This window comes from Paraliomyxa miuraensis, from assembly GCF_026337845.1.
GTDB lineage: Bacteria > Myxococcota_A > Polyangia > Nannocystales > Nannocystaceae > Paraliomyxa > Paraliomyxa miuraensis.
This window is the reverse complement of sequence record NZ_JAOVZF010000139.1, coordinates 131,247-155,482: the sequence shown is the minus strand read 5'-3', so window position 1 is coordinate 155,482 and position 24,236 is coordinate 131,247. Positions and strand designations below refer to the sequence as shown.

Genomic DNA, 24,236 nt, shown 5'->3' with positions numbered 1-24,236 from the left:
TGGCGAGGACACTTTCGACGTGCTCATGTCCTCGGGGGCGGAGGGGCTGCTCAGCCTCATCCCCGGCGGCAAGGCGGGCAAGCGACTCGGGGATGCCGTCGATGCGGTTGCCGACGTCGCAGACGCGGCGGGGGACGTGCGGAAGGCCACGAAGGGGAGCGACGTATTTCACGTTACGCCTGATGGAGTGGCATTACCAAAGGGCCCGAAGCATGAGATTCCCCAGAGCTACGTCCAGAACCGGCATCGAGCCGGGAGTTATGGCGAGATCGTCGACGGAAAATTCAAGGAACGCTTACGGATCGATTCTGCCACCCCGGCGGGTCGAAAGGGGCCGAATCACAGTCACTATCATCTCGATGGCAAGGGCACGCACTACAGTCCCGCGCCAGGAGACAAGGACCCAGGATTTCAGCCATGACAGATGATCTCGAGCATGCCTTCAATGGGCTTCAGTGGCACGATGCGGTGCTTCTGAATCTATCTATTGATCGAGGCAACCCGGGGGAGCGTGACGAATTGCTGGTGGCCATTGAATGGCCAGATGGTAGGAGGGAGAGCATCCGCTTTACGGACTGCTACGGTCTTGATGTTCAGATGAACTTCGGGATGATCGTGCAGGAGTCGATCTTGGATGCAACGTGCACAGCCGATTCTCCGATGCTCTCTCGGGTCAGGCAATTCTGGCTTTCCTATGATGTTAGTCTCGATGATTTGCGTTACTTCGAGATCGTGATGAATTCCACAGCAAGTGTGATCCGTGTTTGTGCTCGAGGATTCGAGATCGAATAGGACTGGGGTAACGGGCAGCCATCACTCCTCGACCGCGGCCGCTCCTTCGTACACCCCGTGCCGCTTCGAGCGCTCGCGCAGCGCCCTGCGGGTGAACCCAGACCGCCGTGCCGTCTCCGCTGAGGTTCCCACCCAGTCCACCATTTCAGCTGCTTGAAGTATTCCGTTCTCGCTCCACAGCCATGATGCACGCGTCGATCTTCTTCACCCCGCCTCGCCCAGCGCCGACCGGGCGCGGTGGTCCGCCACCGCCACCACCACGTCCTCGGCAACCCGCTCGACCGTCTCCCGCACGGCTCGCTCGCTCAGTCGCTGCGCCGATCCGTGGTGATAGTAGAGCCCCTCGGCCATGCGCTCGTCGAAGCGATAGATCTTCTGGAAGATCGGCTCGCCCCTCGCATCGGCGGGCGCCACGGTCACCTCGAGCCGCATCTCGTGGCGCGAGAACACCACGGGCACGCCGAGCAGGGCCACCATCCCGAGCGCGAACGACGAGTGCTGGGTGGCCGTGGACTGCAGCACGCGCCCATCGACCACGTAGTCCCACGAGGGCTCGCGGCGCGCCCGGGGGTCGTCGTCGGCCAGGGCGTGGCTGCCCGGCAGCGCCCGCGCGATCAGGAACGGAAGCTCCGTCTCGAGGCCGCCGATCCTCCGCACGGGCTGCTTGCCATCCTTGCCGTCGAGCAAACCCGCATGCTCGGGATACTCGGCCTGCCCTCCGCTGTGCAACAGGTTGACCATGGGGATCTGCGCGGTGGCGAAGGCCCGGCCGTACTCGGGGGTACGCAGGTCGTCGAAGCGCTCGATCAGCACGCGGGTCCCCTCCCATGCCACGTGATCGTCGTCGCCCACGGTCGCCACCGGCAGCTCGCGCAGCCGCTGCACATGGGTGGTGGTGCCACAGGCGGCCGCCCCCACCAGAGTCGCCAGCCCCACGATCATCGACATTCGCGCTCTCACTCGACCACCGTAGGGGAAGTCGATCCCTGCTCGTAGAGATCCAGCGCACAACGTGCGGTACTGCACACCTCGCACGAACGCGATGACGTCATCCCTCCCTTTGGCCTCGACGGCGCCAGATGATCGGCACCACACCCAGCATCCACGACCAGCCGCCCGCCGTCCCTCGAGAGCGACAACCACAACCGCCGCTGTCGTCCGAGTCCTCGCTCGTCGTCCCGGTGGAATCGCCCGCGCCGGTGCTGCTTCCCTGGTCGCCGCTGGTCGCACTGGGCCCGCTCCCACCGGTGTCGAGCTCGGGTCCCGCGGTGCCCGTCACCTCCATCCCGTCTCCGGTCGAGCCGCCCGTCTCTTCACCAGCCCCCGTCGAGCCCGTACCACCCGGATCCTCCTCGACCACGCCTGCGATCACGTACACGCGATCGTCATTGGCCCCGGACAGCACCAGGTCATCGCGCCCATCTCCGTTCACGTCGCCGATCGTCACCACGTCGAAGCCGACCTGCTCCATCGCGGTGGTACCGGTGATCGTGCGGAGCACGTCGCCGGTGGCCCCGGAGAACACGGTGATGAAGCCGGCCTGGCTCACGCCCGCGGGGCTCGCGGAGTACGAGCCGATCGCGAGATCGGGGATGCCGTCGCCGTCGGCATCGCCACCACCGCGGCCGCACCCGAGCCCGTCGCCCGCGGCCACGCCACCGAACGTGAAGAGGCGCTCCCCGGTCGCACCGGACCACACGTAGGCGCGACCGGTCCCCGGCCCGAGCGCACCATCCCCGTAGTCGCCACCGTAGATCTCCGGCACGCCATCGCCATCGAGGTCGCCCACCCCCGCCACGAAGAAGTGCCCGAGGTTCACCGCGCTGGCGTCACCGAGCAGCGGTGGATGCACGTCGCTGCCGTCGTCGCCCGAGAGCACCCACACCGCACCTCCGTTCCCGGACGCGCCGATCACCACGTCGGCGATGCCATCGCCATCCACGTCGCCGATGGGACCGGTCCCACCACCGAGCTGCTCCCCCACCGCGCCATCACGGATCCATCGCGGCGTCGTCCAGTCTGCGGCACCGAACAGCGCCACACGCCCCGCGCTGGTCCCCATCGTGGGATCACCGGGGGCGCCCACGAGCACGTCGGCCAGGCCGTCGCCATCCACGTCGCCCACGCCGGTCACCGCCGCACCAAAGCGATCGCCGGGGACGTTGCCGATCAGCACGGCGATCTCCGAGCCATCGATCCCGGAGTAGAGATACGCCCGACCCACCGTTCCCATGGCCCCCGGAGCGCCCGGAGCCCCGGCCAGCACATCGGGCGTACCGTCACCATCCACGTCGCCCGCGTCGGCGATCGCATACCCCAGACGATCACCGGCCACCCCGGTCCAGGCCTGCAGCTCCGCTCCCGTGGCTCCCGAGTACAGGTACACACGGCCGGCATTGGCTCCGCCCCGTGGGTCGAACGGGGCGCTCGTCAGCGCCTCGCTCACGCCGTCGCCGTCGACGTCTCCCACGGCGCTCACCGCCCAGCCGAAGGACCCGCCCTCTCCCTCGAACGTGTGCAGGACCTCGACCTCGGGCTCGACGAACGTGCCCGGCTCGGCCAGGGCTGGCGTCGACCACGAGAACAAGGCCAGCGCCAGCGCAATTGCGATCTCGACGAGTCGTTGGACGTGCATCGACGAGAACGCTAGCGATACGCGCCGCGCTCTCGCTTTCAAGATCGTGCTCGATGCGGCCCGGCCGGCGGCCGGTGCAGGCGTGCCACCAGCTCGCGCAGACACCGACGGTCGAGGCGTCCTCGCCAGCGTGACGGCGGCGCCCCGAACATGCGGCGAAAGGCCTCGGTCAGGTGGCTGTGGCTGCAAAACCCGGTCTCGAGCGCGAGCGCGGTGAGATCCACGCGCGAGTCGCCCAGGCGCTCGAGCACCGCGTGCAGGCGAAGGCGGTGGCGATAGGCGTGGATCGTCAGGCCCGTGTGCTGCCGAAACACGCGCGCGGCATGGAACGGCGACGCGCCCACGCTCGACGCCAGGGCTTGCAGCGAGCGCGCCTCGCAGTAGCTCGATGCCAGCTCGCGCTCGAGCGCCCGCGAGAGCTCGGCTCGTCGCGCGGCGCTGCGCGAGCCCTCGCGCGGGGCCGCGACGGCGGCCCGCGAGAGCACGCTTGCGAGTACTCCGAGCAGCGACTCTTCCACCATCAGCGGATCGGGCGGCAGATCGGGCGGCGACTCGGACACGACCGGCGCCTCCCGTCCCCGCACGGAACGCTCGATGTGCCGCGCCAGCATCGACACCGCGAGCACGAGGTTCGACGGGGCGGGTGCCCACGCCGTGTTGAACGGCCGCTCGCCACGCTCGGCGAGCGTCGGCGCCACCTCCATCGCCACCTCGGTCAACAGCTGGTCCTGGACCGCCACGAACACGCAGTGATCACCGCGGGGATCGACCAGACGGCGACGGTAGGGCTGCCTTGGATTGTAGAGCACCACATGGTTGGAGGTGGCCACGAGCTCGCGGCGCCCGGACTGAGCGATCTCGACGGCCGTGCCCGGAAACGCCAGCAACGGCCATGGGCCCGAGCGATTGTCCCTCGACCACAGCGGATGGCCCGCGTCACAGTCGAACCGACCCATGTGCAGCTGCGCACCCGCGTGGAGCACGGTGTCGACGTCGGCCACCAGCGTGGATGCTAGCCGATGAGGTGCGGCGGCGAAGGGCGATTGGGATGAAACCGCGGCGCGCGAGGAACCCCCGCGAGAACGTGCGTTTGGGGCTCCGATCCCTGGCTCGAGATCCCCGCACTCGACACCACCCATGGGCCCTGCGATCCTCGGTGCGGAAGGGCATGATCATGAATTCGCGCAACATCGGAGGGTGCTTCGCAGCGGCGCTCTCCCTGGCCGCCTGCGGCGGCGAAGGAGGTCGCGAGGACGAGGGCGGCGAGGCCGGCTTCCCCACCGCGACCATCACGGCCACCGCGACCGCGGGCTCGGCCACCGAGGGCGAGGACGCCGATGCCTCGGCCACCCAGGGCAGCGCCACCATGGGCAGCGCCACCATGGGCACGGCCACCACGGTCGACCCCGACGACACGGGCTCCTCGGTCTACTTCGACGTGGGCTCGCCCGACGGCGGCGCCGACTGCAGCGGCATGATGGGCGACGGCGACACGCACTCGTACATCTGGATCGCCAACTCCTCGCAGGGCACCGTGTCCAAGATCAACACCGAGACCCTGGTCGAAGAGGGACGCTATCGCGTGCGCCCCGACTCGGCCGGCAACCCGTCGCGCACCTCGGTCGCGCTGTCGGGCAACGTGGCGGTGGCCAACCGCGCGGGCGGGGTGGTGAAGATCTACACCAACACCGACGAGTGCCAGGAGAGCAACGGGATGCCCGGGATCCAGACCAGCACCGGGGCCGCGGACATCCTCGCGTGGGGCGTGGAGGAGTGTGTCGCCTGGTACACGCCGTTCGACTACCAGACCCAGCGACCGCTGGCGTGGGCGCAGGGCACCATCAACGACGCCACCTGCCAGTGGGAGAACGAGAAGCTGTGGACGTCGGGGCGCTACGGCGCGGGCAATGCCGACGTGCTGCTGCTCGATGGCGAGACCGGCGTGGTCGAGGCCACCGCGGTGGTCCCGAGCGTGATCGGCTGGGCCGGCCTCTACGGCGGCGCGGTCGACAGCGAGGGCAACTTCTGGTCGGTCGACCACAACTGGGACGGCCCCAGCACGCTGGTGCGCGTGGAGCGAGCCACCATGGCCGTCTCCACCTGGCCGGTCACCGGTAGCGTTCACTACGGCCTGGCCGTCGACCCGCAGGGCCGCGCGTGGCTGTGCGGCAACGGCGGGGTCTCGCGCTTCGACCCGATCACCGCCACCTGGACGCACTCGCCACCGATCAACGGCGGCAGCGCGCTGGGCGGCTGCATGACCGACGACCAGGGCACGCTGTGGCACAGCCCCTACCCCACCGCGGCGATGTACGGCTTCGACACGGAGACGCTCGCCATCACCCATCAGATCCCGATCCCCGCCTACTGCCACGGCGTGAGCATCGACTTCGACGGCAATGTGTGGGGCGTGCAGTTCGGCGGCTCGGATGCCTATCGCATCGACCCCGTCACCCAGACCGTCGACACGGTGACCGGCTTGGTCGGCGCCTACACCTACAGCGACATGACCGGCTTCGCGCTCAGCTCGGTGGGCGTCCCCAGCGGCTGATCCGCATCGCCGCCGTCGGCGCCCGCACGAGCCCTTCGCGAGGCCGCCCGGTCCGGCCCACGGCCCCCGGGCGTACGGGTTTCGTGCCCAAGCACGCATTTCGGCCTATGATCCGCACCAGCCAAGCTCATGTGCGGAATCGTCGGGTACACCGGTCACCATGAAGCTGCCCCCTTGCTGCTCGAGGGCCTGCGCCGCCTCGAGTATCGCGGCTACGACTCGGCCGGCGTCGCCGTCCACGACGGCAAGGCCACCCGCATCGTCCGCGCCGAGGGCAAGCTCTCGAGGCTCGAGGAGCAGCTCGGCAAGACCCCGGTGACGGGGTCGTGCGGCATCGGCCACACGCGCTGGGCGACCCACGGCCGCCCCTCCGAGCACAACGCCCACCCCCACCGTCAGGGCAAGGTGAGCGTGGTGCACAACGGCATCATCGAGAACCACCTGCAGCTGCGCTCGCGATTGCAGGAGCAGGGGCGCCGCTTCGACAGCGACACCGACAGCGAGATCTTCGCCCACCTCATCGAGCAGGAAGTGGAGCGGCACGGCAGCGACCTGCGCCTGGCCGTGGCCCGCGCGCTCGATGGCGTCAAGGGCACCTGGGCGATCTGCGTGGTGCACGACGACCACCCCGGCGAGATCGTGGCCGCCCGCAACAACGCCCCGCTGCTGCTGGGCCTGGGCGGAGAGGCCAACGCCGCGCCCGGAGCCGACGGCGAGAACTTCGTGGCCTCCGACGTGGCCGCCATGCTCAGCCACACCCGCCGCGTGGTCGACCTCTTCGACGGCGACACCGCGCTGGTCACCCGACGGGGCATCTCGGTGTTCGACGCCGAGGGCGAGCAGGTGCAGCGGTCCGAGCGCTACATCGACTGGAGCCCGGTGGCGGCCGAGAAGCAGGGCTATCGCCACTTCATGCTCAAGGAGATCCACGAGCAGCCGCGGGTCATCAGCGACACCCTCGCCGGTCGCGTGGAGATGGACCGCGCCGACGTCAACCTCGACGGCCTGGATCTGTCGGTCGGGTCGCTGAAGCGGCTGACCATCCTGGCCTGCGGCACCTCGTGGCACGCGGGGCTGGCGGGCAAGTACATGATCGAGCAGCTCGCCCGCATCCCGGTCGAGGTCGACCTGGCGTCCGAGTTCCGCTACCGCGATCCCATCGTCAAGGACGGCGACCTGGTGATCGCGATCTCGCAGTCGGGCGAGACCGCCGACACCCTGGCGGCGCTGCAAGAGGCGCGGCGACTGGGGGCCAGGAGCCTGGCGATCTGCAACGTGGTGGGCTCCTCGATCGCGCGCGCCTCGGAGCACGTGATCTACACCCACGCCGGGCCCGAGATCAGCGTGGCCTCGACCAAGGCGTTCACCAGCCAGCTCACCATGCTCACGCTGCTGGCGATCTACCTCGGCAAGCGCACGGGGCACCTCGACGAGGCGCGCATCCGAACGCTGCTCGAGGGGCTGTCGGCCCTGCCCGAGCACGCCACCAACGTGCTGGGGCAGCTCGCCGCCATGCAGGTGGTGGCGCGGCGCTACATGAACGCCCGCGACTTCCTCTATCTGGGCCGCGGCCTGGGGTACCCGGTCGCGCTCGAGGGTGCGCTCAAGCTCAAGGAGGTGAGCTACGTGCACGCCGAGGGCTACGCCAGCGGCGAGCTCAAGCACGGACCGATCGCCTTGGTGGACGAGGAGCTGCCGGTGGTGGGCATCGCGCTGGCCGGACCCGGCTACGACAAGGTCGTGTCCAACCTCGAGGAGGTACGGGCCCGCGGGGGCAAGATCATCGCGCTGGGCACCGTGGGCGACAGCCACATCGCCGGACTCGCCGACGACGTGATCCTGCTGCCCAGCGTGAACGAGGTGCTCCAGCCGATCCTCGCCACGATTCCGCTGCAGCTGCTCGCGTATCACATCGCGGTGCTCAAGGGCACCGACGTGGACCAGCCACGGAACCTCGCCAAGTCGGTCACGGTGGAGTAGGCAAAAAGGCGCCGTTTCCCGCAGGTACGTGTCGCGTTAGACTCCGCCGGGTGACGCCCGAGGAGATTGGTGCGCTCCAGCAGCAGCTCTACGCGCTGCAAGCCGAGAACGCCGCGCTGCGGCAAGAGCTGCAGCGCCTGGCCGCCCAGCAGCAGGCCTCCGCACAGCGGCGACAGCAGGTGATCCGGGGCGGCGGCCGGCTGCTCATCCCGCTGCTCGACCGGCAGAAGGTGGTGCGCTCGTTCGGCAAGCTGGTCGAGACCACCGGTGGCTTCACGGCGGCCCGCGAGCAGTGGCCCACGCGCGACGAGGTGCTGACCGATGCGCGGCTGTTCCTCGAGTCGCTGGTGCGGTTCTTCATCCGTCGCCGAATGTTCTTCCTGATCCTCGGCCTGCTCGGGGCCGTGATCCCGGGGATCCAGATCTGGCTGGTGGTGCAGCAGAACCAGATCATCGACAAGCAGACCGTGCTCATCGAGGAGCAGCTCCATCAGTCGGAGATCCAGGTGTTCGACGTGGTGTCGCGCTCGCTGACCGAGGGCGACCGCAACGCCAAGCTGATGACCGGTGCGCTCTTGTCTCGCGCCGAGCCTCGGTTCCTCGAGGGCGTGATCGAGGAGGCGTTCGATCCCGAGCTGCAGGGTGCGTACCAGAGCGACGCGATCCATGCGGCCACACGCCGGCTGGAGGACGCGGCCTTCCGCGGCCACCTGGCCCGCGCCGCCGTGCGGGCGTTCCACCGGCAGCTGCGGCCCGAGGACGGCACCGCCGTCGATCCGAAGGCGGTCGAGGCCATCGTGAGCACCTCGCTGCCGCCGCTGCGCTTGATCCTCCGCGACGCCGCCGATCGCGTGCCCGAGGTGCTGCGCATCGGCGCCCAGGGCTCGGCCAGCGACGGCGCGCTCGACGAGCAGGTCAATGGCTACCTGGTGCAGGTGGGCATGACGATGCGGCTGCATGCACGCCTGCTGCGCGCCAGCGGTCGCGAGACCGAGCTGTTCGAGGATCTCCGGCCCCTGCTCCAGCGCGTGAAGTGGTCCGAGCTGCCCGGCAGTCGCTTCGCCAAGTCGTGGACCCGCGCCATGGAGGAGCTGCTCATCGAGCTCGCGCTCGCACCGGACCTGGGCGCCGAGCTGACGGCATCGTCGGATGACGCGACCCCGGCCAAGGGCCTGGCGATCCTCCGCGAAGGCGTGGCTGGTGAGGGCGTGCAGTGGGACGACCTGTCCGCACGGGTGGGCTCATGAGGATGCGATCGCGCTGGTGGCCAACGGGCGCCCCGCTGGCGCTGACCGGGCTGCTCGGGCTCCTCGGGCTCCTCGGTATGGGAGGCTGCCCCGACCGCTCCACCCCGCCCACGGTCGTGCCGACCGAGACCGAGACCGAGCCCACGCCGTCGCCCTCGCTGGGGCCCGACGCATTCGTGCGCGCCACGGGCCGCGGCGCCAACGAGGACGAAGCCTATGCCGCCGCTCAACGTGCGCTGACCGAGGCGGTGCTGGGCGATGTGGCATGGCTCGAGCTGGCGCCGCTGTCGATCCACCGCCGCGGGGTCGACCTCCAGCTCGTGACGGCCGAAAACGGCGGGATCGAGGTCGCGGTGGGGCTGCCCCGCGAGCGCGTGTCGGCGCTGGTGCTCGAGCTCGAGAGCACGGTGCCCCCACCGCGGGGCCCGCTGGCATGGCAGCAGGCGATCCAGGCCTATCTGCAGGCCCACCTGGCGGCGCATGCCTGCGTGCGCCGCAGCCTGCTGTTCACCGTGCGCTGCGAGACCGGCGACACCGGCACGGCCGACGACGATCTGCGGCGGCTGGCCGACGGCCTGGTGTTCGTGTCGGCTCATCCCGATGGCGTGCCCGTGGACGTCGAGGGCCACCCCTTCCGCACGCCCACCGTGTTCGCGGTGTGGAACGGCGTCCCGCTCGCCGGGCTTCCGCTGCACCTCGACGGGCCCGGGGTGGCCGCGCTCGAGGCGGACCACCTGCTCACGGACGAGCACGGCCGGGCGGTGCTGCGATTGCGGGCGGACGAGCGCCTCGAGTCGATGAGCCTGCGCATCGACGGCGCCGCGCTGCTGGGCCCGCGCGCCGATGCAGCGCCGCAGACCGAGCTCCGCATCGAGCCGCGCCGCGTGGGCCTGCAGCGCTGGTCGCTGGTCACCATGCGTGGTGGCCGGGCGCCCAAGGCCGACGATGACGCCGAGCTCGTCGTGCGTACGCGCCTCCAGAACGCCGGCATGGGCATTCCGCTGCCGCTACCCTCGCGCGACGCCGAGGCGCTGCGCACGGCGACCGACGATCGCCGCGCCGAGCGACTCTCCGCAGTGGCCGATGCGATGAAGGGCAAGCTCGATCTCCTGCTCGTGCTCGCCTACGACACCCGCTTTGCCAGCCGCATGGGTGGGGGTCGCGTGTGGTACGAGGCCGAGGGCACCCTCGAGGCTCGCGATGCCTGGACCGGTCGGGTGCGCACGCTGGCCAAGGCGAAGGTCGAAGCCGACGGCAAGGGCGACGCCAACGCCGAGGCCGCCGCCGCACGCAAGCTGGCCGAAGCACTGGCGGCCGAAGTGCTCACCTCGCTCCGCGGCGCGCGCTGACTGGTATCATCGCCTCGGCATGCCCGCTGAACCCAAGCTTTCCCTGTGCCTGTCGGTCGCCGCCTTGTTCCTCGCCGGCTGTGCGGGCAAGCGTGGCGACGCCGATGCTCCCGTGACCACGCGAGTCAAGTGCCTGGGCGTCAATGCGTGCTCGGGCCAGGGCCAGTGCGCCGCCCAGGCGACCGACGGCAGCGAGCTCAACGCCTGCGGCGGGCAGAACGCGTGCTCGGGCAAGGGCTGGCTCGAGGTCGAGCAGAGCGAGTGCACGAGCAAGGGCGGTACCGTGCTCGAGGTGGTGAGCCAGAGCGCACAGACCTGCGTCGCCGATCCCTCCGTGCCGCGCCTCTCGGCCGACGGCGCGGGGACCCACTACAACCTCGGCGACGGCGGCCTGGCGATCGAGGGCTACGATCCAGTCGCCTACTTCCCCGAAGGGGGCGGAGCACCGCAGCCGGGTCGCGCCGACCTCGAGCTGCAGCACGAGGGCGTGACCTACCGCTTCGCCACCCCCGAGAACCTCGAGCGCTTCCGGGCCGCTCCCGGCCGCTACGAGCCGGCCTACGGGGGCTGGTGCGCCTACGCCATGGGCAAGACCGGGCGCACGGTGAAGGTCGATCCCGAGGCGTTCCTCATCGAGGGCGATCGCCTGCTGCTGTTCTATCGCACCAAGATGGCCGACACCCGCGAGAAGTGGGCCGAGGAACCAGGGCAGCTGCGGCCACGAGCGGAGCGCGAGTGGTCCCAGCGCACGGGCGAGTGCCCCACTGAGGCCGCCAAGGACTGACGCCAAGGGAGACTCGATCATGACGATGCGACGGCTGATCGTACTGCGCCACGCCAAGAGCGACTGGGACACCAAGGCTCAGGGCGATCACGCCCGACCGCTCAACGAGCGAGGGCGCCGCGACGCTCCGCGGATGGGCAAGCGCCTACGCGAGCTCGGCTGGGTCCCCCAGGTGGTGGTGAGCAGCGACGCCGTGCGTACCCGTGAGACCTGGGCGCGCATCGAGGACGCCCTCGGCGGCGAGCCGACCGTGACCTTCACCAGTGCATTCTATCTGGCGGGCATCGAGGCGATCCGGGCGGCGCTGTCCGAGCTGCCGGGCAACGTGGAGACCGCGATGGTCATCGGCCACAACGACGGCTGGGAGAACGCGCTCTACGAGCTGAGCGGGGTACGGGTGCGGTTGACCACCTGCAATGCGGCGCTCTTGCACACCACGGCCGAGCACTGGAGCGACGCGGCTGCGCGCAGCGACTGGGCGCTCGAGGAGCTGCTACGCCCCAAGGAGCTGTGAGCACGGCCGCGCTTCGTTCATGGCGCCGCTTCCCTCGGCTCCTCGAGCCAGGCCCGGGCCTGCTCGAGCCCCGGGTGCGCCTTGCCGAGCTGCTGCTCGAGCGCGGAGAGGAGGGCCTCCCGGAGATCCGCCCGCCCCTCGGCCGACCGCTGAAGCTGCATCCGCGCCGCCCCGCGCACCAAGAGCGCCTCGACGCGCAGCGCCCCGGGGTCGTCGCCGATGGCATCGAGCACCTCCTGCGCCCGCTCCTGTGCCCCCCTGGCATCACCACCCCGTAGCCTGACCCGCGCCCCGACCATCCGATCCAGCCGCTCGATCGCTGGCGCCTCGATGTCGTCGCAGCGCTCGAGCTCGGACAGTCCGCTCATCAAGGCCGCCGCGTGGTCGAGCGTGTCGGGGGTGGCTCGAGTCAACACCTCCACCGTCTCGCGCAGCTCCACCCGCTGCACATCGAGGCACGCACGACGAAGCATCGCGTCGCTCGGCTCCGCCTCCCCCGACTCGCAGGCGTTGGCCTTGCGCTCCATCCACCCCGAGGCCGCCGCATCGAGCTGCGGCTCGATCTCCTTCCAGATCGCCACGGCATGAGGACGCGACGTCGCGAACAACGCGTCCCTCACCGCGTGCCGCTTCGCGTCGTCCCACACCCCATCGAGCGAGGGCTCGCCCTCCGGGCACGGCGGCACCGTGACACCGGGCTGCTCACCGCCCAGCTCCGCGAGCCCGAGCCACGACAGTCCCCCCGCCGCCAAGCCGACCGCAACCGCGAGCCCGAGCCACCGCGCGCGCCCCGTGCTGGTCCCCTCGGTGGTCCGCGCCGTCCGTCCCATGCGAGCGGGCAGCACGGCCCGCAGCTCGTCCCTCAACGCCGCCATCGAGGGCCAGCGCCCCTCGGGGTTGCCCACCAGCCCGCGCAGCAGCACCTTGCTCAGGGCCTCGGGGATCTCGCCCTGCCCCGCCGTCGACCGCCCCGTGGCGGCCACGGCCTGCGCAAAGCCGGCGATCCCCTCCCGCGCAAAGGGTGGCTGTCCCAGCAGCACCTCGTAGAGCGACAGACAGAACCCGAATTGATCGCTCGCCGCGTCGTATGGCAACCCGCGCAGCAGCTCCGGCGGCAGGTAGGTCGAGTCCATCGTGACGCTCGACTCGTTGACCGAGACCAGCGCCGAGACCTCCATCGACGACAGCGGCATGAGCCCACCGGGCGATGCCTGGGGGAGCGGACCGGACTGGCGCGCCCGAAAGCGCGCCATGAGGGTGGCATCGCTACGCGAGCTGTGGCTCGCCTCGCTCCTGCGATCGAGCCCAAATTCCACCAGGTGCGGCACGCCCTGAGCATCCACGCGAATCACCTCGGGACTGATCCCTCGATGCACCAGGCCGAGATCGTGCGCGGCCACCAGTGCATCGGCGATCTGCACGAACAGCGCCACGACCTTCGACCACTCCCACGATCCCTCGCGCTTCCAGTCGCGCACGGCGATGCCCTCCACCAGCTCCATCGCCAGGTAGACGTGCCCCCGAGCGATGCCCACGTCGTAGACGGCCTGCGCATTGGGATGCGAGAGCCGAGCGAGGGCACGGGCCTGGTCCCGCAGTCGGGTTCGTTCCTTCGCCCCTCCGCGTCCCACTCGCAGCGACCGGATCACCACGCGGCGGTCGAGGTCGGGGTCGTACCCCAGCTGGAGCTCTTCACGGCTGCGCTCGGAGATCCGCTCGAGCACGACGTAGCGGCCGATCCTGCGCTCGCGCTCGCTACCGAGCCACTCGCGCAGGCGATCCCAGCGGCGAATGAGCGCCTCGTGGGCGATCTCCGCCGTCGCGCCCCCTCGGTTGCGATCGTCGCGAACGACCAGCCGCTCGTCGACGAAGTGTCGCAGCACGGCCTCGGCCACGGGGCGCTGCCGCGGATCATCGGGCCACAGCTGCTCGATCGGCACGCGCCGACGCGTGTCGCCGGTGTCGTCCTCCCCCAGGCCCACCAGCTGCGTCAACAACAAGCGTGCCAGCTGCAGCTCGTCGTCGGACAGCGCGTCCACCAGGGCATCGGCCCGACGCTCGAGCGACCCGATCACCCCGCCGAGCTCCTCGTAGACCTCGACGCCAAGCTCCCGCCCTCGCCGGCGCTGCCACATCAGGTCGAGCGTGTACTGCAAGAGCGGCAGCGCCCCCGGCTCCACGCCCACCTCGGACACGATGCGCTCGGCCAGGCCCTCGGGCAATCGAAGACCCACCTGCTGCGCGGGGAGGGTGATGGCTGCCTCGAGCTGCGGCTGTGACATCTGGGCCACGAACACGCGATGGACATGATCGTAGGCGACCGAGTCGAGGCGAGGGCCGTGCTCGGAGAGCCGCAGCTCGCCGCAGCGCCCCAGGAAGTCGACCCGCAGCAAGAGGATGCAGCGAACGCCGGTGTCGTCGCTCACCAGCGACCACAGCCGTCGCACGTACTCGAGCCGAACCTCTCGGTCGGCCGTGTGCGTGAAGATCTCCTCGAATTGATCGATCACCAGCAGCAGCGGCTGCGACTCGTCCTTGCGCGCGGCCAGGGCAGCATCGAGGGCCGCCAGCGGGTCGCTCCCCGGACGAACGAGCGCGTGCTCCCAGTGGTCCCCGCGAGTGGCGAGGATGTCGGGCACCGCCCCGGCGAGCACCAGCGACGACTTGCCCGTGCCCGAGGCCCCCGCAACCACCACCAGGCGCGGCTTGCCCTCGCGCTCCAGCCCCTCGAGGCAGCGAACGATCTCCCGCCGCTCGACCTCGCGACCGTGGAAGAACGACGCGTGCGCGGCGTCGAACGCCAGCAGTCCACGGTAGGGGCGGAACACGAACGGGCGGGTGTCGAACCCGTCCTCCTCCCGCGCATAGAGCTGCACCGCTCCCCAGTCGAGGTGCGTCGGGTCGAGGGCCAGCCGGGCACGGCCGTGCATCAGCGCATCCTCGAGCGAGGCGTGCCGTACCAGCAGCTGCTCGTAGAGCGACTCGGTCAGCGTGACCGAGCCCTTGGTCGACAACGGATGGCGAGACGCCACCACCGCCTCGAGACCCACCGCGTGCAGGGCCTGGGCCACGCTGCCGAGGTGGTTGCCCGGCTCGCCCGCATTGCCACCTTCGCACGCCGCGAGCACCACCAAGCGCAGCCCTCCGACGCGTGGAGACAGCATGGTGCGCCAGGTGTCGGCCGCGACCGTCACGGGGCGATCGTCGCCGTCGAGCACCAGTCCGAAGCTCTTCCCCTTGCGACCGCCGTGGCACAGCAGGTGGAGCGCCGCGAACGGGCGGCCCTCTCGCTGGGCCCGTGACAGCGCATCCACGATGCCCTCGACGCTCGCGTGCGGCAGCACCTCGAGCGCAGCCTCCCCCTCGGGATGGCCCTTGGCGCAGGCGCGTCGCAGCGCCGCGTCGTGGGCAGCGGCCGGGACGGCACCCGCGGCCGCCGACCACGCCAGCAGGATCCGCCCCCCCTCGGGTCGTGGCGAGGGGCTCGCCTCCCTGGTGGTCGTCTCGGGTCGCTCGTAGCGCAACAGCACCCGCGGCAGCGTGCCCACGTGCACTCCACGACCGGGCAAGGTGAGCAGCTCCCAGGGCAGCGCATAGAGCTCGGCCGCTGCGGACCGAATGGTGATCAGCACCCGACCGCCTGCATCGTGCGTCCTCGAGATCGCGCTGGCCCGGCTGGGCCACGACGCGCGCTCGAGGAATCGAGCCAGCACGTCGCCCACGCGCTGGACCACCGAGGGCTCCCGGTCGGGCCGCCGTAGCGCCTCGAGATCACCGAGCAGCTGCTCGCTCCAGTCGATCTCGAGCACCTCGCGCCCCCCACCGTCGGTCCGCAGCGTGTACGTCTGCGGCTCGAAGCGAAACGCATAGGGATCCTGGGGCTCGTGGGTACGCGCGAGCTCGAGGGTCAGGTGCAGATCTGCCGCATCCATCGTCCGGCCGTGCGAATGATACGGCGGCCGCGTCGCGGGCGCGACGAACCGCCACGACGGGGCCGTGCGCTACTTCTTGCCCCCGAACAAGCCCTTGAGCCCGCCGCGAAGGCCCTTGGCCTCGGATGCGGACGTCGACGACTGCGCCGCACGCAGCTCGATGGCCCGCGCCTGTCGCTCGGCATCGATGAGCCGCGGATCGAGCCTGGCCGCCCGACGAAACGCATCCACGGCCGCCGAGCTGCGCCCTTGATCCGCGAGCACGAAGCCCATGAAGTACTGGGCCCGAGCCAGACGAGGCGATTGCTCGATCACCCCCACGAGGTTGGTCTTGATCCGCTCGATGTCCGCCGGCCCCTTGTCCGAGAGCTGGTACTCGCACCAGGCGATCGCCGCCATGAGATCGGGCTCCTCGGGGTCGTACCGGGCGGCCTCGCGGTAGCGCTCGAGCGCGCGATCGAACCGGTGCGCGCGCAGCAGCTTGTCGGCCTCCTTGGCCAGCAGCTCGCTCTGGAACACGGCGTGGGCCTTCGCGGTGGCGTCTCGCCCGTCCTCGTTGGGCTCGTGCTCGCCCCTCTCGATCCTCTCGCGCAGCTTGTCGCGCTGCTCTGCATCGCCGAGCAGCTGCTGGGCCTCGCTGAGAGCCGCGAACACGTGGTTGACGCGCTCGTGCAAGTGCTCGCGCCCCTGGCTCTTGAGTGCATCGGGATGGAATTTGCGGCTGAGGTCTCCCCACGCCTTGCGAAGGTCCCGCTTGGTGGCGGTGAGCGGCAGTCCGAACAGCTCGAAGGCGTGGGCTCCGGCGGTGATCTTGGACTCGAGCGCCTCGAGCTCGGCGTCGAAGCCGTCCTCGGCGACCGCTCCGGCCTCCACGGCGGGGAGGTCGTCCCGTGTGCGGTGCACGGGCGTGGGCACCGGCGTGGGCGCGGCCGCCCGTGGCGTTGGAGGAGGCGTGGGCGCGGCCACTCGTGCCGTCGCTCGCGTGGTCGGAGCAGGAGTCGGGGTCGTCGCTCGCGGCGGGGCCGAGCCGACGACCTCCGCGCCCGTGCGCAGCATCTGGCACGCCCACAGCGTGTAGACCAGCTGCGCCGCCCGCCGCACGCCGGTCCCCGCCGCCAGTCGTTCCAGCGTCGAGCCTTGCTCGAGCGCCCGCAGGATCGCCTCGTCGCCGGGACGAAAGCCGAAGTGCGATCGATAGCGGGCCAGCGCGCTGGTGGTCTGCAGCGGCCCCTCGAGCGCAGCTCCCATCTCGCTCTTCACCCGCACCTCGTCGTAGGTCACCCCCACCGCGGCGAGGATGAGGCCCAGGACGTTGAGCGGGAGCAGATCGTCGTCGACCCCCGCGCCGTCGCCCACCACCACCGTGACTTCGCCGCTGCGCAGCCCGAACAGCTGGGCCAGCTTGTGCGTGCACTGCTGCCGCAGCCCCTCGAGCAGCCGCGGCCGATCGAGGATCCCCAGCGTCAGCAGGTGCTCGCCCAGCAGGCCTCCCGAGACGGCCATCGCCTCGAGGGCCTGCAGCAGCCCGTCATCGTCGACCAGCCGCATCCCCAGGAGCACCTGGCCCAGGACGTCGGAGGGCGCGGCCCAGTCGGTGAACACGGGCATCCCGCCGCGAAACCACACCGTGCGCATGCCCGGATGTGGTGCTGGCTGCGGCACCACCATCGTGCCGGTGAAGCGCTGGCGCAGCAGCGCAAACATCAGCCGCGGCATGCTCACCTGCTCGAGGCTCACCCGCTTGGACGCGCCCGCCCCGGCCTCGGATCCGCTCATCCCCGTAGAGCCTAGCATGGGGCTCATGGCGGGAGCGGGGGCGGGAGCGGGAGCCGGGCTCGTCCTCGGGCCCGCTCGCCAACCGGCTGGTCGACGCCCACCGGCGCTTGGTACCGTTGGCCTGCGCATGAGCATCAGCTTCCGTGACGGCCAATTCCGCGTGCGCTTCTCGGGCGTGACCGACATCGGCCGAGTGCGGGACCACAACGAGGACAACTTCCTCCTGCCCGAGGTGATGCCGCTCGCCGTGGTCTCCGATGGCATGGGCGGGCACGCCAGCGGCGAGGTCGCCAGCTCCATCGCGGTCTCGACGATCGACGAGTACTACCGTCGTACCGCCACCGATGCGCCGATCACCTGGCCGTTCCGCGTGCCCCCGCTGCACGAGCAGCGCGATCGCATGACCACCGCGGTCAAGCTGGCCAACACGCGGATCTACGAGACCGGCCGCGCCGACCCCAACAAGAAGGGCATGGGCTGCACCGTCGACGCGATGTTCTTCGCGCAGGGCCGCTTCTACATCGGGCACGTGGGCGACAGCCGGGTCTATCGCATCCGCCGCGGACAGATCTCCCAGCTCACCGAGGACCACTCGCTGCTCAACGACTACCGCCGCATGAAGGAGATGAGCGGGGCCGAGATGGAGGCGTTCCCGCACAAGAACGTGGTGGTGCGCGCCCTGGGCCTGGCCGAGCAGGTCTACGTGGACATCCTCGTCGACGAGTACCAGCGCGACGACCTCTACCTGCTGTGCTCCGACGGCCTGTGCGGGATGCTCGACGACGAGACCATGCTGCAGACCGCGACTCGCTTCAACAGCATCGACACCGCGGCCACCATGCTGGTCAAGCTCGCCAACGAGGCGGGGGGCAACGACAACATCACCGCGATGCTGGTGCGGATCGAGCTGTAGGCCCGCCCACGACCTGCCGCGTCAGCTCGGCAGCCGCAGCCCTGGATGCAGGTAGGGCGCCACCTCGGCCACGTTGCCCTCGGCCATCCGGCGCAGGGCAGCCACCGCATCGAAGCCCTCCACCCCATCCTTCGGGGGCGTGAACGGCAGCTCGAACGCTTGCTCGCCGATGCCAGCCTGGTCGTCGATGCGGATCGCCCGCAGCCGCAGCCCACCGCTGTCATAGCGCAGCGGCAGACCCGTTGCCTCCCACAGACACAGCTCGATGGTCGCCACGCGCGTCACATGACACGGCACGTCGAGGATCCGCTCGGGCACGCTCGGATCCTCCGCACGCCCGCGGTCGAGCAGCTCCCGCCGGGCACGAAGCCGCTCGACCACCAACCGTCGCTCGTCCTCGGCCAGCCCCAGATAGGCGTCGGCCAGCGTACCCAGCGGGGACGGCAAGAACTCGGTCGGGGCGCTGCCCACGATCCATACGCCGTCCGGGGTCTGGATCGTCGAGCCCATCAGCTGCCGGGTGCCCTCGGCGCCCAGCGGCACCTGCACCGTCCAGTTCTCGCGCCGGTAGCCGCCGGGGCGCGCGAGCACCTCGAGACTTCCGACCACCCCGGCCGGGCCCTCCACCGCGTAGACCACCGCGAGCGCCTCGGTGGTCAGCGGCGAGAGCTCCCGCAGGATCGCCTCGCGGTCGGCCGGCAGCGACGTACCCTGGCTCGAGGCACGGGGCAGGAGATCGTCCATCCGCTCCAGAACCTCGTCCCGATCGGGGCTGATCGGCGGAGCGCGGTCGCACGCACCGAGGCTCAGGCCCAGGCCCAGCCCCAACGCCGGGGCCCACTTCCGCACGCGCCGCACGAGGGCCATCGAAGGACGAGGCATCCCGAGGGCGCATAGCACGGCCGGGGCGGCTCACGAACAAACCAGCGAATCTCGGGCACCAGTCGCTGGCCTGCGGCGGTCGACCCTCCGTATGCTCTGCTCGATGGCCGTTGCGCCTGGGCAGAGCTCCACCCCCCTCTACGCGTTCGAACAAGGGGTGGGCCGCGGCAACCACCGCGATCTCGCCGCCGCGCGAGCCCAGCTCGCGGTGCTGTGGGCTCGGCTCGACGGAGACGTGGAGCAGCTCGAGGCGATCGAGCGCAGCGACCCCGAGTCCTGGAAGCTGTTGCTGCGCTACGCAACCGACAGCCCCCTGAGCATCAAGTGGTACGACGACCGCCGGCCCGAGCTCGAGAAGAAGCAGCGCCAGTACAACCTGCTGGTCATGTCGACCGTGCTCGGGGTGTTCGGGCTGGCGTTCATGCTGCCGTTCCTGCCGCTGCTCATGGTGGTGCTCCAGGATCGGCTCGCGCTGGGGGAGAGCGCCTCGTCCGGCGGCCTCGTCGACATGGCGGCCCTCATCGGGGTGCTGGTCAGCGGCACCACCATCGCGCTGCGGTTCTCGGCCGTCGGCGTGCGCTTCCGGCAGCAGGCGGCCGTGTTCCACAAGGCCAGCGCGGCGCTCAAGGACCAGCTCTATGGGCTGGAGACGGAGTGGCGCCACAAGCCCCTCGTGGAGACGATCGAAGAGGGCGAGGGCGGCACACGGCTCCACCCCGAGCTCGAGATGGCCATCCGCAGGGCGGTGGGCGATGCACGAGCGATCATGGATCAGGAGCGCGACGACTACTTCGACACCCTCACCATGGACGTCAGCGCGCTGACGGATGGCGCCTCGGACGTGACCAGCCTCGGCTCGAGCGCGGTGTTCCGCAACTACACCCGACAACGCCGCGCACTCCGGGCCCAGCTCGCCGAGGCCAGGAGCGACGCACACGCCGGGCGGTCGCTCGCGACCTCCCACCACGACGACCCGAACGACGCATGAGTCAGGGATCCGGGGCCCGGCCACGAGCCGGGGCCCCTGGTCGGGCCCGGAAAATCCGAGCAGCGCATACTGCGGGCTGAGCCCGCTCACACGCGCCACGGGATCGAACCCCGACCGCACCCCGGCGGGGGACTTGAGCCGGACCCCCTGCGAAGCCGACACTCGTGTCGTGCGGGAGCACGACGGTGGGGGACGATGATGGACGGGCTGACCGGGTTCCGCTTGTGGGCCGTGATGGTGATGGTCGCGACCCTGGGCGGGCACGTGATCTACTTTGGCTTCGGTACGTGGCTCTACCGCCGCTACTACGTCGCGCGGCGCGATCGGGCCGCCGAGTGGAAGATCCAGAGCCGCTGGGTGCCCGACAAGCTGCATCGCTGGGGCATTCGAGTCGCGGCCGTCAACATGACCATCGGCGGCGCGCTGTCGGGCACCTTCGCCTACTTCTACATGACCGAGGGGGTCTCCCAGCTCTACCTCGACGTGGACGAGTACGGGTGGACCTACACCCTCGTCAGCGCCGTGGTGCTCTACGTGCTGGTCGAGGCCGCGGCGTACTACACCCACCGCTGGCTGCACGTGCGCTACATGTTCAAGCGCTTCCACCAGTGGCACCACCGCGTGGTGGCCCCCACGCCCTACATCACCGTGACCATGCACCCGGTGGAGTTCACCCTGCTGCAGCTCACCGCGTTCCTCCCGGTGTTCGTGCTGCCGGTCCACGCCGTCGCGTTCATCGTGGTGCTGGTCTACAACCTGCTGTTCAACCTCATGGACCACTCGGGCATCGTCATGGAGCACCGGCTGCCATGGCACTCGTCCAGCCGATTCCACGACGACCACCACCTCCACTTCCACTGCAACTTCGGCCAGAGCCTCGACTGGTTCGACCGCTTCCACGGCACCCATCGCCGCCACGGGCGGCGCTACGGCAAGGACGTGTTCGGCGGCCACGGTGAGGCCTCGGCCCCGGGCGAGCAGCCCGGTGCCTACGTGGAGTACTGACCATGCAAGACCTCCCCCCGCCCCTTCGCACCGCGGAGCAGCGCGGCCTGCCGCCGATCCCCTGGGGTTGGTTCGTGGTGGGCCTGTCCGATGAACTGGCGGCCGGTGACGTTCGGCCCATCCGTTACTTCGATCGCGATCTGGTGCTGTGGCGCACCGAGGGTGGCCAGGCGCAGGTCTGGGACGCCCACTGCCCTCACCTGGGCGCGCACCTGGGCTACGGAGGAACGGTGCTGGGCGAGAGTCTGCGCTGTCCGTTCCACCACTTCCGCTTCGACACCGCCGGTCGCTGCGTGGAGGTTGCGTCCTGCGACCGCATTCCTCCCACCGCCAAGGCCTCGCCCTGGCCGGTGGCCGAGCACAACGGCGCGATCATGGCGTGGTTCCACCCCGAGGGGCACGCACCCAGCCACGAGGCTCGCGTGCTCCCCGACGAGGGCTGGACGAACGACCGCAGCATCCGCTGGACGCTGCGCAGCCATCCGCAGGAGATCGGCGAGAACACCGTCGACACCGCGCACATGAAGCCCGTGCACGAGACCGGACAGTCGCGCGTGCTGTGGGGACCGAGGCTCGAGGGCCCCTACATGCGGATCGGCCTGCGCTTCGTGGCGCCCGGCTCCATCGTGGGCATGGACGGCGACAACGACGTCGAGCTCGACGTGACCATGGTGGGAGTGGGCCAGATCCAGGTGCAGGCCCACGTGCTCAACGCCGACGTACGCGCGCGCTATCGCATCTGCAGCACGCCGATCGATCGCGACACGATCCACGTGTACGGCATCGCCAACATGATGCAGACCGGCGATCCCGAGTTCGACGAGGAGGTCAGCGAGCTGTTCTTCGAGGCGCTGACCTCCGACTTCGCCAAGGACTTCGACATCTGGGAGAACAAGGTCTATCGCCCGCGCCCGGCGCTCTCGGCCGCCGACGGTCCGATCGGGGCGTATCGTCGCTGGTCGCGGCAGTTCTACCCGGCGTCGTGGCAGGCCGACGGGCGCGCGCCGGAACCAGCGGCGGGCGTGGTGGAATCGCCGGCCGAGCCGAGCGCGCGAGCGTCATCGATGCGCGGGCGAGCCGTGGATGCGCTGCACTCGGTCCAGGGGCTGCTATGGCGGGTTCGAGGGGTGATCGACGGCGTGCGCGGGGTCGACCCGGGGATGCACGACGACCATGGGCACGTGGGCTCCAACGGACATGCGTACCGGGCAAACGGTAGCCACGGGGCGAGCAGCACCAACGGACACACCGACTCCAATGACGCGAGCCCCAGGGGGACCGTTCCCAAGATCACGGGTCCCAAGATCGGCAGCGTGGCCGAGTACTTCGACACTCTTCCTCAGCGCTTCGTATCTTCGGCCAGCCGGGGAGTCGACGCGGTGTTCCAGTGGGACATCCCGGGGGAGGACGGAGCCACCATCCATGCGATCGTCAAGGACGGCACCATGGAGCTGCGCGAGGGCAAGCACCCGCAGCCCACGGTGACCATTGCGATCCCGGCCGCCGACTACCTCAAGCTGATCAACGGCGAGCTCGACGGTGCGCGGGCCTTCACCACCGGCAGCGGCAAGGTCTCGGGCAAGCTGCGGATGGCGATGAAGATGCGCAACATCTTTCCGGTGGCGAGCTGACGGCCGAGCCGGTCGTGGTTCAGCGCCTCGACCGCCCGCCGAGCCCAAGACCGACGAGGTGATCGCAGCTTCGAGGCGAGGATCGCCAGCAACGGCAAGGGGCTCACTTCGCGGTACCCATGCCCGCGGAGAGCGACTCGTCGGGTGCGAAGATCTCCTCGACCGACGCAGCAGCGAGCGCCCGCCGGAACCACCGCTCGAGGAGATGCTCGTCCTTGGTGGAGAGGATGCGCCGACGCGTGGCGGGAGGCATCGGCAGGGACCGTAGATCGAGCACGTCGAGCAGCGAGCGAGCGCGTCCCTTGACGAGACCTTCGGTGAGGCCCTCCGCACGACCCTTTTGCATGCCCTCGGCACGGCCCTTTTGCATGCCCTCCGCACGACCCTTTTGCATGCCCTCGGCACGGCCCTTGCGTAGGCCCTTGCGCATGCCCTTGTCGATCCACGGCTTCATCAAAATGTCTTCGTCGGTCATCGATAGGCTCCCGGGGTTGATGGCACGGTGAAGAGCCGCATGGATCGGCGAGCCCTTCTTGAACACTCCGTTGGTATAGGCCCAAATCGTGATGACGTCATCTGAGCTCTTTGGGTCCAGCATGAGGGTCTCGACCAGGGGGACGAGGCTCGCGGCTCGTTCTTGGGTTTGCGCTGGTGGGTTGCGGTATGCGTGCAACAGGGCGCGGGCGAGCTCGACGAACGCGACGGTGGAGCGATCGGGGTGAGGATCGTCGAGCACGGATCGACTGAGATCGTCGGCGATCATCTCGAGTTCCACGGGTGGGCCGAAGGCGGCGAGGACCTCGGGCGGGAGATCGATGATCTCGGAGAGGCGAGTCGGCGAGGTCCAGGCGCGGCGCTGGAGCAGGACGATGGGGAGGATGAACGGGAGAGTCTGGGCGCGGCGACGGCGGTGCCTTCGATGGCGGTTCCACAGGAGGAGGAGGTACTCGAGCTCTCGCAGGGGCAGCAGGCGATCGCGCGTGGACTGGTGTTCGAGGGCGATGTAGAGGCCGATGCGCCGCGAGGTGCCGCGCAGACGCACCGTGAAGAGGAGATCGGAGCTGCGCCGGCCGAGCTTGCGGCTGGTGTAATCGGCGGATGCGAGCTCGAGGGTGTTGAGATCGAGATAGGCGAGGCATCGCGGAGGAAGCACGTGCCGCAGGAGAATGGACACCGTATCGGTGCGCGCGAACACACGCCGAACGAAGGCATCATGGATGTCTCGGGGGTACCGACGTGTTCGCATGGCCCGGTGGC

The 24,236-nt window shown here is 70.0% G+C and carries 19 protein-coding genes; 12 read left to right on the top strand and 7 right to left on the bottom strand.

Annotation, left to right across the window (positions count from 1 at the left end; all coding sequences use genetic code 11):
• A partial coding sequence (locus OEB96_RS08125) for a hypothetical protein (protein ID WP_266214906.1) occupies nt 1-421 on the top strand: 421 nt, incomplete at its 5' end.
• Nucleotides 418-792, top strand: a complete 375-nt coding sequence (locus OEB96_RS08120) for a hypothetical protein (protein WP_266214905.1) — start codon at nt 418-420, stop codon at nt 790-792. The genes OEB96_RS08125 and OEB96_RS08120, both read left to right, overlap by 4 nt.
• Nucleotides 793-996: 204 nt before the next feature.
• On the opposite strand, the gene OEB96_RS08115 is transcribed toward OEB96_RS08120, so the two are convergent.
• The 3 genes from OEB96_RS08115 to OEB96_RS08105 all read right to left on the bottom strand — a co-directional run bounded on the left by OEB96_RS08115 (nt 997) and on the right by OEB96_RS08105 (nt 4,428).
• Nucleotides 997-1,752 carry a hypothetical protein gene (locus OEB96_RS08115; RefSeq protein WP_266214904.1) on the bottom strand — a complete coding sequence of 252 codons (756 nt, stop codon included), beginning with the start codon at nt 1,750-1,752 and terminating at the stop codon, nt 997-999.
• A gap of 88 nt (nt 1,753-1,840) precedes the next feature.
• Nucleotides 1,841-3,427, bottom strand: a complete 1,587-nt coding sequence (locus OEB96_RS08110) for an FG-GAP-like repeat-containing protein (RefSeq protein ID WP_266214903.1) — start codon at nt 3,425-3,427, stop codon at nt 1,841-1,843.
• 38 nt (nt 3,428-3,465) lie between these two features.
• Nucleotides 3,466-4,428, bottom strand: a complete 963-nt coding sequence (locus tag OEB96_RS08105; RefSeq protein WP_266214902.1) for a helix-turn-helix domain-containing protein — start codon at nt 4,426-4,428, stop codon at nt 3,466-3,468.
• A 173-nt stretch (nt 4,429-4,601) separates the two neighbouring features.
• Here OEB96_RS08105 and OEB96_RS08100 point away from each other — a divergent pair, with 173 nt between their 5' ends.
• The 6 genes from OEB96_RS08100 (at nt 4,602) to OEB96_RS08075 (ending at nt 11,852) form a co-directional block, all read left to right on the top strand.
• Nucleotides 4,602-5,978 (top strand): Vgb family protein, encoded by a 1,377-nt coding sequence (locus tag OEB96_RS08100; RefSeq protein ID WP_266214901.1) that lies wholly within the window; start codon nt 4,602-4,604, stop codon nt 5,976-5,978.
• A 129-nt stretch (nt 5,979-6,107) separates the two neighbouring features.
• A complete protein-coding gene (gene glmS, locus OEB96_RS08095; RefSeq protein WP_266214900.1) occupies nt 6,108-7,958 on the top strand; it encodes a glutamine--fructose-6-phosphate transaminase (isomerizing) in 1,851 nt (616 codons plus the stop codon).
• A 50-nt stretch (nt 7,959-8,008) separates the two neighbouring features.
• Nucleotides 8,009-9,205 carry a hypothetical protein gene (locus OEB96_RS08090; RefSeq protein ID WP_266214898.1) on the top strand — a complete coding sequence of 399 codons (1,197 nt, stop codon included), beginning with the start codon at nt 8,009-8,011 and terminating at the stop codon, nt 9,203-9,205.
• Nucleotides 9,202-10,554, top strand: coding sequence for a hypothetical protein (locus OEB96_RS08085; RefSeq protein WP_266214897.1), 1,353 nt, complete (start codon nt 9,202-9,204; stop codon nt 10,552-10,554). The genes OEB96_RS08090 and OEB96_RS08085 overlap by 4 nt, the downstream gene beginning before the upstream one ends.
• A 19-nt stretch (nt 10,555-10,573) precedes the next feature.
• Entirely contained in the window at nt 10,574-11,338 is a 765-nt protein-coding gene (locus OEB96_RS08080) for a YHS domain-containing (seleno)protein (protein ID WP_266214896.1), read from the top strand.
• Between the two features lie 19 nt (nt 11,339-11,357).
• On the top strand, nt 11,358-11,852 hold the full coding sequence (locus OEB96_RS08075) for a SixA phosphatase family protein (protein WP_266214895.1): 495 nt from the start codon (nt 11,358-11,360) through the stop codon (nt 11,850-11,852).
• A 17-nt stretch (nt 11,853-11,869) separates the two neighbouring features.
• On the opposite strand, the gene OEB96_RS08070 is transcribed toward OEB96_RS08075, so the two are convergent.
• Both OEB96_RS08070 and OEB96_RS08065 read right to left on the bottom strand, forming a co-directional pair.
• Nucleotides 11,870-15,784, bottom strand: a complete 3,915-nt coding sequence (locus OEB96_RS08070; RefSeq protein ID WP_266214894.1) for an nSTAND1 domain-containing NTPase — start codon at nt 15,782-15,784, stop codon at nt 11,870-11,872.
• Between the two features lie 69 nt (nt 15,785-15,853).
• The gene (locus tag OEB96_RS08065; RefSeq protein WP_266214893.1) at nt 15,854-17,560 is read right to left on the bottom strand and encodes a tetratricopeptide repeat protein; all 1,707 of its coding nucleotides are present in this window, start codon (nt 17,558-17,560) and stop codon (nt 15,854-15,856) included.
• 127 nt (nt 17,561-17,687) lie between these two features.
• Here OEB96_RS08065 and OEB96_RS08060 point away from each other — a divergent pair, with 127 nt between their 5' ends.
• Nucleotides 17,688-18,473 (top strand): Stp1/IreP family PP2C-type Ser/Thr phosphatase, encoded by a 786-nt coding sequence (locus OEB96_RS08060; RefSeq protein WP_266214892.1) that lies wholly within the window; start codon nt 17,688-17,690, stop codon nt 18,471-18,473.
• A gap of 21 nt (nt 18,474-18,494) precedes the next feature.
• Here the strand turns inward: OEB96_RS08060 and OEB96_RS08055 are convergent, their stop codons facing one another.
• On the bottom strand, nt 18,495-19,355 hold the full coding sequence (locus OEB96_RS08055) for a hypothetical protein (RefSeq protein WP_266214891.1): 861 nt from the start codon (nt 19,353-19,355) through the stop codon (nt 18,495-18,497).
• Between the two features lie 103 nt (nt 19,356-19,458).
• On the opposite strand from OEB96_RS08055, the gene OEB96_RS08050 reads away from it, so the two are divergent.
• From OEB96_RS08050 to OEB96_RS08040, 3 genes are all read left to right on the top strand, one after another.
• On the top strand, nt 19,459-20,343 hold the full coding sequence (locus OEB96_RS08050) for a hypothetical protein (protein WP_266214890.1): 885 nt from the start codon (nt 19,459-19,461) through the stop codon (nt 20,341-20,343).
• A 195-nt stretch (nt 20,344-20,538) separates the two neighbouring features.
• A complete protein-coding gene (locus OEB96_RS08045; protein ID WP_266214889.1) occupies nt 20,539-21,348 on the top strand; it encodes a sterol desaturase family protein in 810 nt (269 codons plus the stop codon).
• A 2-nt stretch (nt 21,349-21,350) separates the two neighbouring features.
• Nucleotides 21,351-22,979, top strand: a complete 1,629-nt coding sequence (locus OEB96_RS08040) for a Rieske 2Fe-2S domain-containing protein (RefSeq protein WP_266214888.1) — start codon at nt 21,351-21,353, stop codon at nt 22,977-22,979.
• Between the two features lie 103 nt (nt 22,980-23,082).
• Here the strand turns inward: OEB96_RS08040 and OEB96_RS08035 are convergent, their stop codons facing one another.
• Nucleotides 23,083-24,225 carry an Rpn family recombination-promoting nuclease/putative transposase gene (locus OEB96_RS08035; protein ID WP_266214887.1) on the bottom strand — a complete coding sequence of 381 codons (1,143 nt, stop codon included), beginning with the start codon at nt 24,223-24,225 and terminating at the stop codon, nt 23,083-23,085.
• Nucleotides 24,226-24,236 lie beyond the last annotated feature (11 nt).

Coding starts and splice junctions, on each gene's coding strand:
- OEB96_RS08120 (WP_266214905.1), top strand. CDS start 418: ATGACAGATGATCTCGAGCATGCCTTCAATGGGCTTCAGTGGCACGAT.
- OEB96_RS08110 (WP_266214903.1), bottom strand. CDS start 3,427: ATGCACGTCCAACGACTCGTCGAGATCGCAATTGCGCTGGCGCTGGCC.
- OEB96_RS08100 (WP_266214901.1), top strand. CDS start 4,602: ATGAATTCGCGCAACATCGGAGGGTGCTTCGCAGCGGCGCTCTCCCTG.
- glmS (WP_266214900.1), top strand. CDS start 6,108: ATGTGCGGAATCGTCGGGTACACCGGTCACCATGAAGCTGCCCCCTTG.
- OEB96_RS08085 (WP_266214897.1), top strand. CDS start 9,202: ATGAGGATGCGATCGCGCTGGTGGCCAACGGGCGCCCCGCTGGCGCTG.
- OEB96_RS08080 (WP_266214896.1), top strand. CDS start 10,574: ATGCCCGCTGAACCCAAGCTTTCCCTGTGCCTGTCGGTCGCCGCCTTG.
- OEB96_RS08075 (WP_266214895.1), top strand. CDS start 11,358: ATGACGATGCGACGGCTGATCGTACTGCGCCACGCCAAGAGCGACTGG.
- OEB96_RS08070 (WP_266214894.1), bottom strand. CDS start 15,784: ATGGATGCGGCAGATCTGCACCTGACCCTCGAGCTCGCGCGTACCCAC.
- OEB96_RS08065 (WP_266214893.1), bottom strand. CDS start 17,560: ATGAGCGGATCCGAGGCCGGGGCGGGCGCGTCCAAGCGGGTGAGCCTC.
- OEB96_RS08060 (WP_266214892.1), top strand. CDS start 17,688: ATGAGCATCAGCTTCCGTGACGGCCAATTCCGCGTGCGCTTCTCGGGC.
- OEB96_RS08055 (WP_266214891.1), bottom strand. CDS start 19,355: ATGCCTCGTCCTTCGATGGCCCTCGTGCGGCGCGTGCGGAAGTGGGCC.
- OEB96_RS08050 (WP_266214890.1), top strand. CDS start 19,459: ATGGCCGTTGCGCCTGGGCAGAGCTCCACCCCCCTCTACGCGTTCGAA.
- OEB96_RS08045 (WP_266214889.1), top strand. CDS start 20,539: ATGATGGACGGGCTGACCGGGTTCCGCTTGTGGGCCGTGATGGTGATG.
- OEB96_RS08040 (WP_266214888.1), top strand. CDS start 21,351: ATGCAAGACCTCCCCCCGCCCCTTCGCACCGCGGAGCAGCGCGGCCTG.
- OEB96_RS08035 (WP_266214887.1), bottom strand. CDS start 24,225: ATGCGAACACGTCGGTACCCCCGAGACATCCATGATGCCTTCGTTCGG.